Source organism: Flavobacterium sp. UBA4854, assembly GCF_002399805.1.
GTDB classification, from domain to species: domain Bacteria; phylum Bacteroidota; class Bacteroidia; order Flavobacteriales; family Flavobacteriaceae; genus Flavobacterium; species Flavobacterium ginsengisoli.
Map to the genome: position 1 here is coordinate 34852 of NZ_DHEI01000143.1, position 18254 is coordinate 53105.

General features: G+C 33.4%; 19 protein-coding genes. 12 read left to right on the forward strand and 7 right to left on the reverse strand.

Annotated features, from left to right (window positions below; genetic code table 11):
• A partial coding sequence (locus B3J44_RS20800; protein WP_286971201.1) for a class I tRNA ligase family protein occupies positions 1–860 on the reverse strand: 860 nt, incomplete at its 3' end.
• Between the two features lie 384 nt (positions 861–1244).
• On the opposite strand from B3J44_RS20800, the gene B3J44_RS20805 reads away from it, so the two are divergent.
• Together B3J44_RS20805 and B3J44_RS20810 are read left to right on the forward strand one after the other, a co-directional pair.
• Entirely contained in the window at positions 1245–2744 is a 1500-nt protein-coding gene (locus tag B3J44_RS20805; protein WP_286971202.1) for a family 43 glycosylhydrolase, read from the forward strand.
• Between the two features lie 253 nt (positions 2745–2997).
• Entirely contained in the window at positions 2998–3225 is a 228-nt protein-coding gene (locus tag B3J44_RS20810) for a CDGSH iron-sulfur domain-containing protein (RefSeq protein ID WP_198855197.1), read from the forward strand.
• 61 nt (positions 3226–3286) lie between these two features.
• On the opposite strand, the gene B3J44_RS20815 is transcribed toward B3J44_RS20810, so the two are convergent.
• Both B3J44_RS20815 and B3J44_RS20820 read right to left on the reverse strand, forming a co-directional pair.
• Positions 3287–3877 carry a hypothetical protein gene (locus B3J44_RS20815; protein WP_286971203.1) on the reverse strand — a complete coding sequence of 197 codons (591 nt, stop codon included), beginning with the start codon at positions 3875–3877 and terminating at the stop codon, positions 3287–3289.
• A 13-nt stretch (positions 3878–3890) separates the two neighbouring features.
• The gene (locus B3J44_RS20820) at positions 3891–4793 is read right to left on the reverse strand and encodes a PhzF family phenazine biosynthesis protein (protein WP_286971204.1); all 903 of its coding nucleotides are present in this window, start codon (positions 4791–4793) and stop codon (positions 3891–3893) included.
• Between the two features lie 232 nt (positions 4794–5025).
• Between B3J44_RS20820 and B3J44_RS20825 the strand changes: the two genes are divergently transcribed.
• Positions 5026–6582 carry a patatin-like phospholipase family protein gene (locus tag B3J44_RS20825; protein WP_286971205.1) on the forward strand — a complete coding sequence of 519 codons (1557 nt, stop codon included), beginning with the start codon at positions 5026–5028 and terminating at the stop codon, positions 6580–6582.
• Between the two features lie 8 nt (positions 6583–6590).
• Here B3J44_RS20825 and B3J44_RS20830 read toward each other — a convergent pair whose 3' ends face one another.
• The 4 genes from B3J44_RS20830 to B3J44_RS20845 form a co-directional block, all read right to left on the reverse strand.
• Positions 6591–6863 carry a hypothetical protein gene (locus B3J44_RS20830; RefSeq protein WP_286971206.1) on the reverse strand — a complete coding sequence of 91 codons (273 nt, stop codon included), beginning with the start codon at positions 6861–6863 and terminating at the stop codon, positions 6591–6593.
• Positions 6864–6895: 32 nt separating this feature from the next.
• Positions 6896–7345: a protease complex subunit PrcB family protein gene (locus B3J44_RS20835; RefSeq protein ID WP_198855201.1), complete on the reverse strand. Its 450-nt coding sequence runs from the start codon at positions 7343–7345 to the stop codon at positions 6896–6898.
• Positions 7346–7531: 186 nt separating this feature from the next.
• Entirely contained in the window at positions 7532–7954 is a 423-nt protein-coding gene (locus B3J44_RS20840) for an SMI1/KNR4 family protein (RefSeq protein ID WP_286971207.1), read from the reverse strand.
• Positions 7955–7959: 5 nt separating this feature from the next.
• Positions 7960–8463, reverse strand: coding sequence for a hypothetical protein (locus B3J44_RS20845; protein WP_286971208.1), 504 nt, complete (start codon positions 8461–8463; stop codon positions 7960–7962).
• 298 nt (positions 8464–8761) lie between these two features.
• Between B3J44_RS20845 and B3J44_RS20850 the strand changes: the two genes are divergently transcribed.
• The 9 genes from B3J44_RS20850 to proC all read left to right on the forward strand — a co-directional run.
• Positions 8762–9301, forward strand: coding sequence for a DMP19 family protein (locus tag B3J44_RS20850; RefSeq protein ID WP_286971209.1), 540 nt, complete (start codon positions 8762–8764; stop codon positions 9299–9301).
• A 77-nt stretch (positions 9302–9378) separates the two neighbouring features.
• Positions 9379–10299 carry a hypothetical protein gene (locus B3J44_RS20855; RefSeq protein ID WP_286971210.1) on the forward strand — a complete coding sequence of 307 codons (921 nt, stop codon included), beginning with the start codon at positions 9379–9381 and terminating at the stop codon, positions 10297–10299.
• Positions 10300–10457: 158 nt separating this feature from the next.
• On the forward strand, positions 10458–11729 hold the full coding sequence (serS, locus tag B3J44_RS20860; RefSeq protein ID WP_286971211.1) for a serine--tRNA ligase: 1272 nt from the start codon (positions 10458–10460) through the stop codon (positions 11727–11729).
• A gap of 79 nt (positions 11730–11808) precedes the next feature.
• Positions 11809–12651, forward strand: a complete 843-nt coding sequence (gene lgt, locus B3J44_RS20865) for a prolipoprotein diacylglyceryl transferase (RefSeq protein ID WP_198855206.1) — start codon at positions 11809–11811, stop codon at positions 12649–12651.
• Positions 12652–12727: 76 nt separating this feature from the next.
• Positions 12728–14509 carry a tetratricopeptide repeat protein gene (locus B3J44_RS20870; protein WP_198855207.1) on the forward strand — a complete coding sequence of 594 codons (1782 nt, stop codon included), beginning with the start codon at positions 12728–12730 and terminating at the stop codon, positions 14507–14509.
• 156 nt (positions 14510–14665) lie between these two features.
• Positions 14666–14977, forward strand: coding sequence for a DUF4286 family protein (locus B3J44_RS20875; protein ID WP_198855208.1), 312 nt, complete (start codon positions 14666–14668; stop codon positions 14975–14977).
• A 173-nt stretch (positions 14978–15150) separates the two neighbouring features.
• Positions 15151–15939, forward strand: coding sequence for a 16S rRNA (adenine(1518)-N(6)/adenine(1519)-N(6))-dimethyltransferase RsmA (rsmA, locus tag B3J44_RS20880; protein ID WP_198855209.1), 789 nt, complete (start codon positions 15151–15153; stop codon positions 15937–15939).
• A complete protein-coding gene (gene mgtE, locus B3J44_RS20885) occupies positions 15920–17326 on the forward strand; it encodes a magnesium transporter (protein ID WP_198855210.1) in 1407 nt (468 codons plus the stop codon). Before rsmA ends, mgtE begins: the two co-directional genes overlap by 20 nt.
• 164 nt (positions 17327–17490) lie before the next feature.
• A partial coding sequence (proC, locus tag B3J44_RS20890) for a pyrroline-5-carboxylate reductase (RefSeq protein ID WP_286971212.1) occupies positions 17491–18254 on the forward strand: 764 nt, incomplete at its 3' end.

The following is an 18254-nucleotide window of genomic DNA, read 5'->3' on the forward strand; positions in this document are numbered from 1 at the left end:
TCTTTCCAATACGGTTCCCAATCTTTTCCTTCGCGCGCTGCCCATTCTTTTGTAGAAGAAATGTAACCGATGGGTGCATCAAACCAAACATAAAGTTTTTTGCCTTCGGCACCTTCAACAGGAACATCAATTCCCCAATCTAAGTCACGCGTTACGGCACGAGGTTCCAATCCTGCGTCGATCCAAGATTTTACTTGTCCATAAACGTTGGTTTTCCAGTCGCTTTTATGCCCAACTAAAATCCACTCAGTTAAAAAATCAGTATATCTGTCTAAAGGTAAAAACCAGTGTTTTGTTTCTTTAAGAATTGGAGTTTCTCCAGTAATAGTCGATTTTGGATTGATCAAATCAGTCGCGTTCAAAGTCGATCCGCATTTTTCGCACTGATCTCCGTAAGCTTCTGGATTATCACATTTCGGACAAGTACCGACAACAAAACGATCTGCTAAAAACTGATTTGCTTTTGCATCGTACAATTGTTCTGTCACTTCTTCGATAAAATCTCCTTTATCATACAATGTTCTAAAGAATTCCGAAGCCGTATCATGGTGAATTTTCGCCGAAGTTCTTGAGTAATTATTGAATGAAATTCCGAAATCTTCAAAAGATTTGCGGATAATTCCATCATATTTATCAATAACTTGCTGTGGTGTAACTCCTTCTTTTTTAGCTTTCATAGAGATTGCAACCCCGTGTTCATCGCTTCCGCAAATAAATGCTACATCTTTTCCTTGCAATCTTAAATATCTGGAATATATATCTGCAGGCACGTAAACCCCAGCCAAATGCCCAATATGAATAGGCCCGTTGGTGTAAGGCAATGCCGCCGTGATCGTATATCTCTTTGGATCTTGTATCATAATTCAATTTTATTGAGTGCAAAAATAAGCAATAGAATTGAGATTTTAATATTACGTGGAGATTCGCTGAGTTTTTCCTAGAGATTCGTTAAGATTTTTGCCACGAAGGTACTAAGGCACAAAGTTTTTTTATTGCCTAGATTAAAAGGATTAAAAGATTTTTAAATATGAATTGCCTCCAGCTTTAGCTGGAGATTAATAATGTAAAGTTGTGAGGCTTTAGCCAAACACGCTCATTTTTGGCTAAAGCCATTTTATTGAATCACTATTATGACATCCAGCTAAAGCTGGCCGCAATTCAAAAAATCATTTTTAATCCTTTTAATCTGTGGTATATTTTACTTATGGTCTTTTTGACTATATTTGAAAAAAAATATCAAAAACATGAATAAAATATATCTAACCATTTTAGTATTGTTTACATATTACGGTTATTCTCAATCACAATCAGAAAAGAATTTAAAGCAAGGACAATATTCAAACCCGATTTTTGCGGGCGATTATCCAGATCCTAGTTTGTTGCGCGACGGAAAAGATTATTATGTCGTTCATTCTTCTTTTGATTATTATCCTGGGCTTTTAATTTGGCACTCAACCGATTTAATGAATTGGGAAACTGTAACCAATGCACTTCATAAATATGTTGGAGCCGTTTGGGCGCCAGATTTAATCAAATACAACAATAAATATTACATCTATTTTCCTGCCAATAATACCAATTTTGTAGTTACTGCAGATTCTATAAACGGACCTTGGAGCGCACCAGTAGATTTGAAAATTGGCAACATAGATCCTGGACACGTAACAGATGATAAAGGAAACCGCTTTTTATATTTCAGTAACGGCGGTTATGTGGCTTTATCAAAAGACGGACTTTCGGTAACCAGCGAATTAAAACATGTTTATGACGGTTGGAAAATTCCGCGCGAATGGAGTATTGAATGTTTTTGTATGGAAGGACCAAAATTATTCAAGCGTGGAGAATACTATTATTTGACCGTTGCCGAAGGTGGAACTGCTGGACCAGCGACAAGTCATATGGTTATTTCTGCAAGATCAAAATCACCTTTGGGACCTTGGGAAAACTCACCACATAATCCGATTGTGCGTACGAACAACAGTTCTGAAACTTGGTGGTCAAAAGGACACAGCACTGTTTTTGAAGATGCAAACGGAAAATGGTGGATGATTTTTCATGGTTATGAAAAAGACTATTATAATTTAGGCCGTCAAACTTTGTTACAACCTGTGGAATGGACAAAAGACGGTTGGTATAAAATTTCTGATAACATTCAAACTGATAAACCGATTGCAAAACCTGAGGGAAAGACGCTTCCTGAGTTTTCTTTGAGCGATAATTTTGGAGGTTCGGCCTTAAAGCCACAATGGAAGTTTTATAATGAAGTGGAAAACTCAAGATTTAAAGTGGCTAATAATACATTGACAATTGAAGGAAAAGGCGATGGAGTAGGAAACAGTTCTCCGCTAGTAGTTGTACCAGGAGGACATTCTTATTCTGCAGAAGTTGAAATGGAAATTGAAGGCGACGCAACTGGCGGATTGGTGCTTTTTTACGATAATAAATATTACTCAGGGATTTTAGCCGATCAAAATAACATTTTGGCAAATTTAAGAGGATGGCAGTTTCCAACGGAGAAAAATACGCATACGCGAAAAGTCTTTCTTAAACTGAAAAACATTAAAAACACTGTAGATATGTTTTACAGTATTGATGGAAAAGACTGGAAAAAAATCGAAAACTCTGTAGAAGTTTCAGGATACAATCATAATGTTTTGAGTGGATTTTTGGGATTAAGGATTGGTCTTTGCTCTATTGGAAAAGGAAGTGTGAAGTTTAAGAATTTTGTTTATAAGGCGCTTTAGTTTTTTTTCTGCCACAAAGACGTTAAGGCGCAAAGATTTTTTATTAAGAATCTAAGTTTTTTAAGTTAGTCATCTGTGCTAATGTGCTTAAATCTTTTAATCCCGATAGCTATCGGGAGCGTGAAACAATAAAACTTTGTGCCTTCGCGTCTTCGTGGCAAAACCCACATAAAATAGAACCAGTTTAAACTACGTTTCGAGCTTATAAATGAGAATATATTTCGCAATCTTTGCAGCGGAAAAAAACAAATTTATGAGCAAGACTAAATTAATCATCAATAAAAATGGTTCTATCAAAATTGAAGGAGATTTTGAAATCATGGATCCAGAAGGAGCACTTTACGGTTTACAAGGAAGACAAGCGCTTGGACTTTGCCGTTGCGGACATTCTTCAAACAAGCCATTTTGCGATGGAGCACACAGAAACAACTTCGAACACGATTCAAAGGCTTTCGATTTACCGCCAATGAAAACGAACTAAGAAGTTCTATAGTTTTAAATATTTGAAACCGCATTCTGCCAGATGCGGTTTTTTGTTTGATTTAATAAACGATGCAGTTTTTAGTTTTTAAATAAAAACCTTGACTTTTTATGCTTTTCAGTTGCCCCAACGAATCAATAGAAACTAGAAAAGATTCTTTAGATTCAGGACAGCTAATATATTTCATGACTTTTAAATCATAACCATTTTTTGTTTTGAGATAACCATTTCCTTTTGGATTATATGGGTCAATATCAAAATCTTGAATTTTAGCAATTAGAAAAGCTTCTTCTGGGTTATCAATTTTATTTATATAAGTGATTAATTCTTCTTTTTTTAAAACATAGTTCCATTTATTATTATCGAAATAAATTATAGTGTAACTACAACTCATAGGTTGACAACCCGTGAAAAAACCACTTTGGATGGGTTGGTAATTGTTTTTTTGTTTTAGCTTTTTATCTCCCTTGTAAAATATCACTTTAGGAGTAAGTGGCATAGAAAAGTTAATTTCCCAATAAGCATATTCTTTATTAGGATTGATCTTTTTTAGCAAACTTTCAACATCTGCTTCTTTCGAAGTTAGAGGTTGGTATTTTGTATCCTTGCAAGATATCAGAGCCAGAAAGATCAATAGAATAATTTTTTTCATGAATATTTCGGCATTAAATATAAAGTTCGCCTTTCATAGTAATAATCGAAGAACCACCAACCAGAATATCTTCGTCACGATTCATGACTTCAATCATTGAGGGCTGCTTTAATTTAACTCCTTGAAGAATTTTATATTCTTTATCAGATTTAGTGAATTTCTTTTCTGTTAAAAATCCAATTAAAGGCCCCGCAGCCGTTCCTGTTGCAGGGTCTTCATTTATTCCGATTATCGGATTAAAGAATCTTGTTTCAACGATATGATCCAGACCTTCATCTGCTGGAGCGAAACAATAAAAACCTTCAAAATTATATTCTTTAGAGATCTGGATTAAGAGCTGATTGTCTGGAACAAAGCTGTTTAATATTTGACTATTCTTTATAGGAACCATCGTATGGGCAACTTCTGTTTTAACTATTGTTGGAACAAAAGAATTTACATCCAAATCCTCAATTTTTAAACCTAGTGCCACCGCAATTCTATACGTTGGAATTTCCTGTTTGATCACAGCCGATTTCTGGTGCATTTTAACAACCGGAAAAAAAGTATCCAAATCAAAACTTACCGTTACCGGAATTGCCGAATGATTCATAATTACAAAAGGTTCACTTTCGTTTTGCTCATCAAAAATTGGAATTCCTTTTAATAGAGCACCACAAACTGCACCTAATAAATTATGGCCTGCACCGTCGATTTCGATTCCGGTTGGAGTAAATGAACGAACGACAAGCGCTTTTTCTCTTACAGAATAATAAACAAAAGAAGTTTCAGAGTAGCCAAATTCTTTAGAAATATCCTGATAGGTTTCTAATTTTAAATTTCCATCTGTAAAAACAACCGAAAGCGGATTTCCTTTGTAACTTTCGTTTGAGAATACGTCTAAAACGTAATATTCTAATGCTTTTCTTTCCCCCATATTTTCTTGTTTTTAAGCTTAACCCTCTCTTAAAGGAATAAAATTACGCTTTATTCTTGTATTTCATAAACACGTTTTATTTTTCAAGGTTATTTTAAGATTACTGTTTAATTAAAAATTTGTTTCTAATTCAGAAAATAAAATCAGAAAAAGTTAAAAATCAATGAACAAGCATTTTAGTTTGAATTAATTCAAGTAATTTTAAACTTTAAAAAATAATGTTGTTATTTTTATGATGGTTAAGAGACTTTCGATAGGATTCTTTTTTCTTTTTCTAGTCAATGAGGGAGTTGCTCAAAATAAGATTAATCTATTTTCTGAGATTAACTATAACTCAATTCCTGCGGTCAATTTGAGTGAATACAAATCGGTTCAGGATCGAGACAGCCGACTCCAAAACCCTAATATTGCTTTGGGAGTTGCTATTTCTGGCGGAGGATCTAGAGCGCAGTTTTTTAGCATGGGTGTTCTTTTAGGTTTGGAAGAAATTCAAGAAGATAACTCGAGCCGTAATTTTCTAAATGAAATAGATTATTTTTCGACTGTTTCTGGAGGCTGTTATTCGGCAGGTTATTATTTGACCATTCTGAAAAACAAATTGCAATACGATAATTGTAGTTTTAATGAGTTTTATTTTTCTAAAGCCGATGCTTTCAAATCAGATGTCAATAAATCGGCCACTATTTTTTCTCTTTTAAATAACAGCAGAAACGAAAAAGGAGAAAAAATTTCGATGGCACAACGGCTCGATCTGGAAGTTTTGCAATATGATAGCGCTAACCCAGAAAATCAGAATAAGTTTAAGACTCAAATGTTATTGTCTGATTTCTTTATTCCAAAAGACAGCAAACTTAATCCGCAATTGCCTATTATGGTGGCAAATGGAACGGCTTATAATAACGGAGAACGATTTCCATTCATGCCACACATTATTCGTGCTTTAAAAATTGATGCGTCTTTGGCTCCTAATAAAGCTTCACTTTCGCTTGACGAAAATCATATCAATAACGGTTACGACTTTCCGCTGACTTATGCAATTACGGCAAGTTCTGCTTTTCCTGGAGTTCTTCCTAAGACCAAATTCGGAATCAAAAATCAAGATAAAATTTTATGCGTTATTGATGGTGGTGCGTCTGATAATATGGGATATGAAACCTTAATAGAACTGCTTCACAACGATTCTAAAGTGAAAGACAAGAATAAAAAAGCGCTTTTTATTGATTGTTTAGGGCAAGGAAAAAAAGCGCCTTTTATAAATGATGAAAAGATTAGGCTGCTTTCTTTGTTAGAGACTGCTTCTTTGTATACGGTTCAAACTAGATATATGACTTTTGAAAAAGATGTCGAAAATGTGCTGGATAAATACAAAATCCCGACTTCAAATTATCAAGTAATTGGTTTTACGACTTTACGTGATTATTTAATAACCTTGAAAAAAGATCAGGCTTACGAAGAGTTAGTAACACAATTAAAAGATACTGATGATGAAGCTGCAAGTTGGCTGAAACTTCACGATGATTTTCGAGCCAAATTGATTGCAAAGTTTGGTATGGACAGTTTTAAAAAAGATAAATTTGGTGAACCCCAACTGTCTAGTTTGGATAGAGAAAAGTTTAAAGATTTTGATGCAAGCGAACTTTTAATGCTTTATGAGTATGCTTCGCATGTTGAAACCAAATTAAAAATAACCCCAGAAGAAAAAGAAATGCTATTACTGTCTGGGCGTTTTGCGGCTTTTTTGAAAACCAATGAGTTGAAAAATTTACTGGTGGAGAATAAAGGTTTATAATTTGAATTTCAAAAAGTACTTATTTTTCTTTCGCCTTTTTGGTCGACAATATATACAGTTTCGGCTTTATGATTGTGTATAAAATATTCTATGTTTGGATTTTTAGAAATGCCTTGTTCAGTAAATTTTTTAGCAAGATCTAAATTTTCAAATATTGAGTAAACTTCTAGAATGTCTTCTTCTGAGTTATAATATTGATTGTTTTTCTTTAATATTATTCCTGTACTGTACTCTGCTTGTCCAACAGCAAATTGATTTTCTTTTATTTTTGGAGTATCCATTTTAATCGTTAAAAGTTGTAGAAAACTAAGGATTATTGCTCAAAAATAACCTTTTTGTCTGTTTTGTCTGTTTTAATGATATCGTACGGTCTTGATAGCTTTAAAGTGCTATTGCCATTTTTTAGTTTTTCTACTTTGACGATAATGGTATTTCGGTTTTCGGTAATTTCGACAATATCTATAGAATGTCCGCCACTGTTTTGGGTTTTGTCTATAACAGCAATGACTTGATATTTACTGAAATCGATGTTTATTTCTTTAAAATCTTTTGATAAATCACTAGAAACATTCATTTCTGTAATTAATTTATCCCAACTTTTTTGATCTTTAATTATTAAATGTCGCGGAGCAAGACTTTTATCATTAGGAAAAGAATCTCCTTTGGCAACTAACGAATATTGTACATCAGAGTTTGGTAAATCATCATTTTCACAACTTGTTAAAACAAGCAGAATGCTAAGAATTAAGATGATCTGTTTCATGATTTTGGTTTTGGTTGCAAAAACTTTTATATAAAGTTTTATCTATATAATCAGATGCATTTGTCTCCAAATAGTTGCGTTAAAGGTGTTTAATTTATTAGCATCTTTATATTAGATAAAGATAACGCTAATTTTGATTAAAGATTGTGCTCAATAACAAATAAAAATAATGCAAAAGGTTTAATTTTATTTAATACCATTCTCATCCATTAACATTTGTTCTCTTATATAAGTTTGAAACGACTTATTAGTGTAATAAAGTTCTCCGCTTTCGTGCCAAAATTCAACGATTTTACCATCATTCCGATCAAAGTCAAAACCAGAAAAATCGCCAGAAAAATTATCTCCAAAAAACCAAATGTTTGATTTCAATTCATAGTGATTCTCCAAGCCTAAGTCTTCTAAATTAAATAATGAAGAGGCAATATTAAATTGACAGTTTCTAAAACTTCCCGAACCAACTTCTTGTAAATAAGCAATATAATCTTCGGGTAGTTTTGGGAATTCTGAAAGAAGATCTTCAATTTGATTTACAGTTAAGGCTGTTCTGTTATTGTTGTCTTCTACCTTTTTAAGGAATTCTATTTCTAAATTGTAGTTTATTGCCATAAATTTTAGTCTTCAAGTTCTTTCCAGCAAATATCTATTTCGCGTTGTACTTCTTTTTCCAATTTTGGTAATTCGTTGGTAATCCAATCTTGGCTTTCTTTGCTGAGGTAGTTTTTATTTTCGTCTAGCTTGTAATTCATAGCGCCATTAATCACCTTTATCATTTCTTCGACTTTACATATGCCGTTTGCAAAGTTTGGATCTATTAAATATTTTAAAATTTCTTTTTCGGACATAGGTTTGTAATACAAAATATGACTGACTAAAGGAAAATAGAAGTAAAAGTAATTATTGGTATTAGAGGCAAATCGTATTTTGTGTAAGGCTAATATCAAAGAGTCTAATTCTGAATTTGTAGTTTGAAAATTCAACTTTTTTAAAAGATCAAAACAAATTTTGGAGTGAGGCAGTATTTTTCCAACTTCTTCCAGATAATTAAATGTCTTTTCAAAATTATTACAGTCGTTATTTCCAAAAGAATTCATAAGAGAGCGAATTTTATTTTTCATTTTAAATCTATAGAGTAGTCTAAATGATACATTTTTGAGGTCTATTTATTTGGAAGTTTTTAATTGATGGAAAGAGTTTCAGATAGTGCTAAAATACAGTTTTTCTATTTAAAAGAATTAATACATTTTCTGTTGTCATTGAGTAAAAAATAGCAAGATAACTATTGTCTTCAGTTTTGTTAATGCTTGAAATAAGTAATTTTTCTCTCTTTTTATTTTTTCAATTTTCAATTAGTTTTACAGTCATCTTAATTATTTCTCGCAACTTTGCAAAACAAATTTTTAAATAAAAACTCAAATGGAATTCGGTAAAATCATAATTTCAGAAACTGCTTCAAAAAGCGAAAACCCGCAAGACGTTGTTAATTCAAATATTTCGGTAATCAATTTAATGAGAGAAGAAAAAATAGACGATGACTTGATTCATGAAGATGCTTTAATGAGTTACTATCTCGATTTTTACGCCTCAAAATATGCAGAAGGTAATTTTTCGAAATTCGTTTATGATTCAGGATGGAATAAAGAATTGAACGAGTTAATTGAAGAAGGCTTAGCTTTAATAGGCGCAGAAAAACATTTGGAATTGTTTAAAGAGCAATGCCGTAAACTGCGTTTGCAAAGCAATATTAAATTAGGAAAATTTCTAAAAGAAAAATACGACACACCAAATGCTTTCAAGGATTTGCTAAACAATAATGCTTATTTTGAATTGGATGAAAACGTGGCAGAGTTGAATGCTGCTTTCTTAAAATCGCACCCTGATACAGAAGTACTTTCGGTAGAAGAAATGTTTAAAACACTGGAAGAATTTGTAGGACACGAAATTAAGAGAGATTAAGTTTTTATTTTTTTGCTTTGGTTTGTAAGAAAATTATATATTTGGAATGCCCTAAATTTTCTAACAAACCAAAGCCTATGAAAAAAACGATTCTTTTAAGTACCGTTTTGATGTTTTTGTTTTCCTGTGGGAAAAAGGAAAATGTTAAAAACGATGCCGAAGTTCAGTATCAGGAATTGCTTTCAGAAACACAAGCACATCTTGGTCTTGGTAAGAAGCCGATAAAAAAACTCATTTTTAAAAATCCTGATGAAATTGAAGATTCAGAAGAATTAAATCTGGAATTACTTTCTAAAGTCGCTTCCAATCTCCAAATCAAATATTCTAGCATTAGAATTAAGGAAACAAGTTCTATCAACTACGATGATAAAACGACATTTTTTGTTTTGACTACAGTTGAACATAGGAAGAAAGCACTTCGATCAGAGGATGAAGAAGAATTAGGAGATTTTTTTCAGCGTAAATATTTATTTGTAAATAGAGAAGACGGAAGTGTAATTGCTGAAGAATTTGATGAGAACTTAGGTTATTATGATAATGAAGCCATTCAGTTTTCTAAATCGCACATTTTAAGAGATTTGGTTTTTCTAAATGAAAAAACTCCTGCTATTGCTTTTTATACAGAAGCCAGTGCAAGCAGCCGAATCGTACTGTATTCTGAACAAAAATTTACGTTGATTACTTTGGCTGACAATGAAATTAAAAAGGTTTTATACGAATATCCTATTCGATTGACTAACGGTGATTCTAACGGAGGCGGAACCTTTCAGGTAGAAACTTTAGAAACGGGAATGAGTTTTTCTGATCAGAAAACAAACGGTTATTTTGATTTGATAATCACCAAAAACTTTTCTTATGAAGAAGCTGTCGAAAGTGATTTGGAAAACGGAATTGAAGAAAAAAGCGATCTGAAAACCAAAAAAGAACTTGAAAAAATTAAGTTTAATGGCAGAGATTATGCTTTTCATAGAGACGATAGACATCGTTTTTTGGAGTAAAACTTTATAAAATTCAAATAATAGCAAGAGCACTTTTAGAGTGCTTTTGCTATTTATAGGAGATTTAGGTTTTCCTGAGAAAGTTTGTCCTTTTGTTAACAAACATTTCCTTAAATTTGCTTCCGTTATAAAAATACAATAGTTATAAAAATCAAGCTATGTTACAAATTGCATTTATTAGAGAAAATCAAGAGAAAGTAATCAAGGCTTTAGCAAAACGAAATATCGATGCTAAAAGCGTTGTTGAAGAAGTGGTTCAATTAGACGAAAATCGTCGTGCTGCACAAGTGGAATTAGACAATACTTTATCAGAATCTAATAAATTGTCCAAAGATATTGGTGAATTGATGAAAGCTGGAGAGAAAGCTAAAGCAGCAATCTTAAAAGAAAAAACAGTTTCGCTAAAAGAAAAAAGCAAAGAACTGAGCGAAAAAGCAGAAGCTTTGGCTGCTGAGTTAACGAATAAATTATACACTTTACCAAATCTACCGGCTGATATTGTTCCTGAAGGAAAAACTCCAGATGATAACTTAAATGTTTTTCAAGAAGGAGATATTCCCGTTTTGCACGAAGGAGCACAACCACACTGGGAATTGGTAAAGAAATACGATATTATCGATTTTGAATTGGGTGTAAAAATCACTGGTGCAGGATTTCCTGTTTATAAAGGAAAAGGTGCTCGTTTGCAACGTGCTTTAATCAATTACTTTTTAGACAAAAATACCGCTGCAGGATATAATGAAGTTCAGGTTCCTCATTTAGTAAACGAAGCTTCAGGATTTGGAACAGGACAATTGCCAGACAAAGAAGGACAAATGTATCATTCTACAATTGATGATCTATATTTGATTCCAACAGCTGAGGTTCCAGTTACCAACTTATTCCGCGATGTTATTTTAAACGAAAGTGATCTTCCTGTTTTACACACAGCGTATACACCATGTTTTCGTCGTGAAGCAGGTTCTTACGGAGCTCACGTTCGCGGATTAAACCGTTTGCACCAATTTGATAAAGTAGAAATTGTTCGTGTAGAGCATCCAGATAATTCTTATGCTGCGCTTGATGGAATGGTTGAACATGTAAAAGAGATTCTTCAAGAATTGAAATTACCTTATAGAGTTTTACGCCTTTGCGGAGGTGATATGGGATTCACATCTGCGTTGACGTATGATTTTGAAGTATTTTCTACAGCACAAGATCGTTGGTTAGAGATCAGTTCTGTTTCTAACTTTGAAACTTTCCAGGCAAATCGCTTGAAATTACGTTTCAAAGACAAAGACGGAAAAAACCAATTGGCTCATACGCTTAACGGAAGTTCATTAGCGCTTCCACGTGTTTTAGCTGGAATTATTGAAAATTACCAAACCCCAGAAGGAATCGTAATTCCAGAGGTTTTACGTCCTTACTGCGGATTTGATATTATAAATTAATTTAGTTTACAGTCTCAGTCTCAGTTTACAGTTTCGGCTGTGGACTGTGACTGAAAACTGTGACTAAAAATTACAACTTATGAAAAACGGAATATTAAATTGGAACGTAGATCCTGTCATTTTCTGGATTACGGATAGTTTTCCGTTAAAATATTACGGAGCTCTTTTTGCCTGCGGACTTCTTCTCGGGTTTTATATCGTCAGAAATATATATAAAAAAGAAAATCTTTCCTTAGACAATCTCGATTCTTTACTTATTTATGTCATTGTCGGAACCGTTTTAGGGGCAAGACTTGGACATTGTTTCTTTTACGAACCAGACTATTTCTTCAAGCATCCGATAGAAATTCTTTTACCAATACAAAAGATAAAAGGAGCTTATCAGTTTGTTGGTTATCAAGGTTTGGCAAGTCATGGAGGTTCGATCGGAGTTATTACGGCAATGATTTTATATTGTCGAAAATTTAAAGTTCAATTTTTAGGGCTTTTAGATAAAATGTCTGTTGCGGTTCCTGTAACGGGTGCTTTTATCAGAATGGGAAATTTTATGAACTCTGAAATTTATGGAAAACCTACCGACGGAAGTTGGGGAGTGGTTTTTCAGAGAGACGATTTAATCCCTAGACATCCAACACAATTGTATGAAGCTTTTGCTTATATATTGATTTTTGGAATTCTGTTTTATATGTACAAATCAGAAAAAATCAGAAATGCGCAAGGATTAATCTTCGGAACTTTCTTAACTTTATTATTTACAGCTCGTTTTATAATTGAATTTTTCAAAGAAAATCAAGAAGCTTTCGAGAATAATATGCTGATTAATATGGGACAAATTTTAAGTATCCCATTTATTTTAATTGGTTTGGGCTTGATTTTTTGGAAAAGTAAAAAAGTCTCAGTGTACGGTAACAGTTTACAGTAGCTAAAAACTAAAAAGTCAGAATTTATAGTTCTAGTGCTGGCTGAGAACTGCGACTGAAAACTAAATAAAAAGCAGTATGAAAAACATATTGATGGGTATCGTTTTATTATGTTCTGGTTTTGCGTTTGGACAAAACGAGCAGTTGGCTCAATACTATTACGACAAAGGAGATTTTGATAAAGCAAAAATTAGTTATGAAGAGCTTTTGCGAGCTGCGCCGTCTAATACTCAGTACTTTTTAAGAACGATCGATTGTTATCAGCAATTGCAACAATTTGCAAACGCGGAAAAAGCAATTCAAGATCGTTTTAACCGATACAAACAAGGTGTTTTTTTAGTTGAAATGGGATACAACTTTCAATTGCAGAAAAACGATTCGAAAGCCAAAAATTACTACGAACAGGCAATCGAGAAAATAAAAACAAGTCCGAATGATGTTTACGGAATTGCAAGTTCATTTGAGAAAAAAGTATTGCTAGAATATGCTTTAAAAGCCTATCAGACTGCAATGCAAGTTCAGCCCAACTTTAATTTCAATTTCCAAATCGGAATGCTGTACGGTCAGTTAGGAAAAACCGATTTGATGATTGATTTGTTATTGACAGAATCTTTCACAAATCCGCAGAATACTAATCTGATTCAGACGCAACTTTCTCGATTTATGAATGGAGAAACCGATAATACCGCTTTTAAAGATGCCATGCGAAAAGCATTAATCTTAAAAACTCAGAAAGATCAGGACGTTTTCTGGAATCATTACTTAAGCTGGTTTTATGTGCAGCAAAAAGAATTCGGAAAAGCATTCATTCAAGAAAAAGCCATTTACAAACGCGAACCAGAATCGTTGATGAGCATCGTCAATTTAAGTCAGTTTGCATTGAATGAAGGAGATAATGATACGGCAGAAGAAATTCTAAATTTCATTCTTCAAAATACTAAAGACCGTGATTTGCTGATTCAAAGTAATGCGAGTTTAATGCAAATAAAGATCGATAAAGCACAGGAAAAAGATTATCCAGCAATCAGCCAAGAACTGCAGCAATTGTTGGCGACTTACGAAATCAATCCTTTTACCTTATCTTTGCAAATCATTCAAGCTCATTTTCTGGCTTTTAATTTGAAAAAAACAGAAGAAGGGAAAGCTGTAATGAAAAAGGCTTTGGAATTGAATTTAAACGAATATCAAAAAGCCGATGCAAAAATGGAGTTGGCGGATATTTTGCTTTTGGAAGAAAAATACAATCAGGCGCTTATTTATTATTCGCAGATTCAATTGGATTTAAAGAATGATGTAATGGCGCATGAGGCAAGTTTGAAAGCGGCTAAAACAAGTTATTACAAAGGCGATTTTGAATGGGCAAACAAACAGTTTAAAGAATTAAAAGCCGCAAACACACAATTGATCGCCAATGATGCTTTAGAATATTTTCTGTTAATTAACGATAATACCGCAGCAGATTCGACTCAAGTGGCGCTGAAACAATTTGCAAAAGGAGATTTTTTAATTTATCAGAATAAAAAGCAAGAAGCGATAGCGCAATTTCAAAATATTCTAAAAACGTATAAAGGACAAGAAATTGAAGCGGTAACTTTATTGCGCTTAGGCAAAGTTTATGAAAGTCAGAAAGATTTTGCTTCGGCTTTAAGCCAATATCAGCAAATTATTGACAATCACAGCGACGGAATTTATGTAGATGAAGCGCTGTTTTTCTCGGCTGAAATTTATAACGATGAATTAAAAGATCCAGAAAAGGCAAAGCCTTTATATGAAAAGGTAATTTTTAACCATCAAGACAGTATTTATTTTGTCGATGCCAGAAAAAAATACCGCGAGTTAAGAGGAGATAAGAATTTATAGTTCGGTTTAATCGTTTATTCGGTTAATCGATTAACCGAATAAACGATTAAACAAGAAAAATTAGTAAAATGATGATTTGAAAAGATTTAAGAATCAAGAGAAAAAAAACTCAGAACCTTAGAATCTTAGCATCTCAGAACCTTAGATTAGAAAAAAATGATTATTTATAATGTTACCACAAACATACACGAAAGCGTTCATGACCAATGGTTAAAATGGATGCAGGAAAAACACATACCCGAAATTCTAGCAACTGAAAAATTTTCTTCTGCACGAATTGTAAAAGTTTTGGTTGAAGAAGAAATGGGCGGAATTACATATTCTGTACAGTATATAACAGACAGTAAGGAAACTTTGGAGAAATTTTATATCGAAGATGAACCAGAATTTCATAGAGAAGCTTTAAGTCTATTTGCAGACAAAATGCTTTCTTTTAGAACAGAATTAGAGGTTATTTCGGAGCATTAAATTTTTAATTCTCGGTCTCGGCTCTCAGTTTTTGGTTTATAATTGAGAAAAAAGCATAAAAACTTGCCGTCTTTGAGACTTTCTTGCAAAAAAAACAAAAATAAAGCTTTGCTTCTTAGTGCCTTTACAACAAAAAGAATACTTTTGCAGCCTCGTGGCAAACAAGAAATGAAATGGAAAAAGTAAAAGCCAAAAAACATTTAGGACAGCACTTTCTTAAAGACGAAAGTATTGCAAAAGCTATTGCAGATACTTTGACTTTTAAAGGATATGAGGAGGTTTTAGAAATAGGACCAGGAATGGGTGTGCTTACTAAGTATTTGCTCGAAAAACCAATTAATACACACGTTATTGAAATCGATACCGAATCTGTAGCGTATTTGGATGCCAATTATCCGAAATTAAAAAATAAGATTATCTCTCAGGATTTCCTGAAGTATAACATAAATGAAGTTTACGAAAATAAACAGTTTGCCATAATAGGTAACTTTCCTTATAATATTTCTTCTCAGATTGTTTTTAGAACTTTAGATCTTAAACATCAGATTCCAGAGTTTTCTGGAATGTTCCAGAAAGAAGTAGCTGAGCGCATCTGCGAAAAGAAAGGCTCAAAAACCTACGGAATATTATCAGTTTTAGCTCAGGCTTTCTATAATACAGAGTATCTGTTTACGGTTGATGAAAACGTTTTTATTCCTCCGCCCAAGGTGAAATCGGGTGTGATGAGAATGACCCGAAAGGAAGATTATAACCTTCCTTGTAGCGAAAAGTTATTTTTTACAGTTGTAAAAACGGCTTTTCAGCAGAGACGAAAAACATTACGTAACAGTTTGAAAACATTAAATTTATCAGACAATTTGCGAGAAGACACTATCTTTGATAAACGTCCGGAGCAGCTTAGCGTAGATGAATTTATTGAACTAACTCAAAAAATAGAAGCCAATGGAGTTCAAAATCAGTAAAGAATTAATCAAACAGATTGCTCAACTTATTCAGGCAAAAAATAATAAGGAGCTTGAAATCTTGCTAAATGATATTCACCACGCAGATTTCGCCGAAATTCTTGATGAAGTAGAAATTGATGATGCAACTTATATTTTCAAAGTTTTAGACAGTGAAAAAACTGCCGAAATTCTACTTGAATTAGACGATGATTTACGTGAAAAAATCTTAAGCCGACTTTCTCCAAAAGAAATTGCGGAAGAACTTGATGAGCTTGAAACCAATGATGCGGCAGATATTATTGGTGAACTTTCAAAAGATCGTAAAGCTGAAGTTATCTCAGAACTTCAGGATGTTGAGCATGCAAAAAGCATCGTAGATTTACTTCGATACGATGAAGATACCGCTGGAGGTATAATGCATAAAGAATTAGTGAAGGTAAATGAAAACTGGAATGTTTTAACCTGTGTCAAAGAAATGCGAATTCAGGCAGAAAATGTTTCGAGAGTACATTCTATATATGTAGTTGATGATGAAAATCGCTTAAAAGGAAGATTATCACTTAAAGATTTATTGACTACTTCGACCAAAACACAAATCTCGGATATTTACATTAGAAAATTAAATTATGTAAATGTTGAAACGCCAGATGTTGATGTTGCTCGTTTAATGGAGAAATATGATTTAGAGGCAATTCCGGTTGTTGACGAATTAGGACGCTTGGTGGGTCGCATTACAATTGATGATATTATCGATGTCATTAAAGAAGACATCGAGAAAAGAGATACCGAAGATATTCAGAAATTCGGGGGATTGGAAGCCTTAGAGTTGCCATATGTGCAAACACGACTTGTAGAGATGGTTAAGAAAAGAGCGACATGGCTTGTTGTTCTTTTTATTGGAGAAATGTTCACTGCTTCTGCAATGGGATTTTTTGAAGGAGAAATCGAAAAAGCTGTTGTTTTGGCATTATTTGTTCCGCTTATTATATCGAGTGGAGGAAATTCAGGATCACAAGCTGCAACTCTTATTATTCGTGCAATGGCTCTAAAAGAGTTAACGCTAAAAGATTGGTGGTATGTAATGAAAAAAGAAATCGCTTCGGGTTTCTTATTGGGCGCCATTTTAGGAATTGTTGGTTTTATCAGAATATTTATTTGGCAGCAAACTGGACTTTATGAATATGGAGAACATTGGCTTACAATTGGTCTTGCCGTATCGCTTTCATTGGTGTTTATCGTTTTATGGGGAACTTTGTCTGGCTCGATGATTCCGTTTTTATTAAAGAAACTTAGGCTAGACCCCGCAACTTCATCGGCACCTTTTGTAGCTACTTTGGTAGATGTAACCGGATTAGTAATCTATTTTACAATTGCTTCTTTGCTTTTAAAAGGAAAGTTGCTTTAAAATAATCTATATTATTTCTAAAAAAATAGCTAGATCTGATTCTTGAATTCTAGATTTTTGCCACAAATTAGCAGTTTGCAGTGATTTAAAATCTCTAAAATCTGCGTAATTTGCAAGCGGAAAATGCTGTTTACCAACCAGAAATAAATTAAAGCCAAACCAAAATGAAAGTACACATTATTGGAGGAGGAAACCTTGGGGTTTCTATTGCCTTGGGGATTGCTAAATTCTCGAAAAACAACCAAGTTACTGTCACTAGAAGAAACACTGCAAGTATTCAATATTTATCAGAATATGGCATTACGGTTTCAAACGATAATAAACACAACATTCAGGAAGCTGATGTTATAATTTTAACCATAAAACCGTATCAGGTTGATATTGTTTTGGCTGAGATTTTGCCAGTTATTAAAAACAAAACAATTGCTTCTGCAGTAAGCGGATTGTCTTTGGATGTTTTTCAGACCAAAACAAACTACGAATATCCTGTAGTGCGCATTATGCCAAATATAGCGGCGCAATTTGGAGAATCGGCTACTTGTATTTCTTTTCCAGAAAAGTATAAAGAAAATGCTACTCCAATTGTAGATTTATTCCAAGATTTAGGAACAGCTCCTGTGATCGACGAAAAATTGATGGACGCGGCAACAGTTTTAGGCGCTTGCGGAACAGCTTATGCATTGCGTTATATTCGTGCCTCTATGCAAGCGGGAATCGAAATCGGTTTTGATTCTAACACTGCTCTAGCAATTGCAGCACAAACGGTAAAAGGAGCTGCAAAAATGCTTTTAGAAGAACGAGTGCATCCAGAACAATTGATCGATCGTGTAACGACACCTCAAGGCTGTACGATTGTCGGTTTAAATGAAATGGAACACAATGGTTTCAGCTCATCATTAATTAAAGGAATTAAAACTTCTTTAAAACA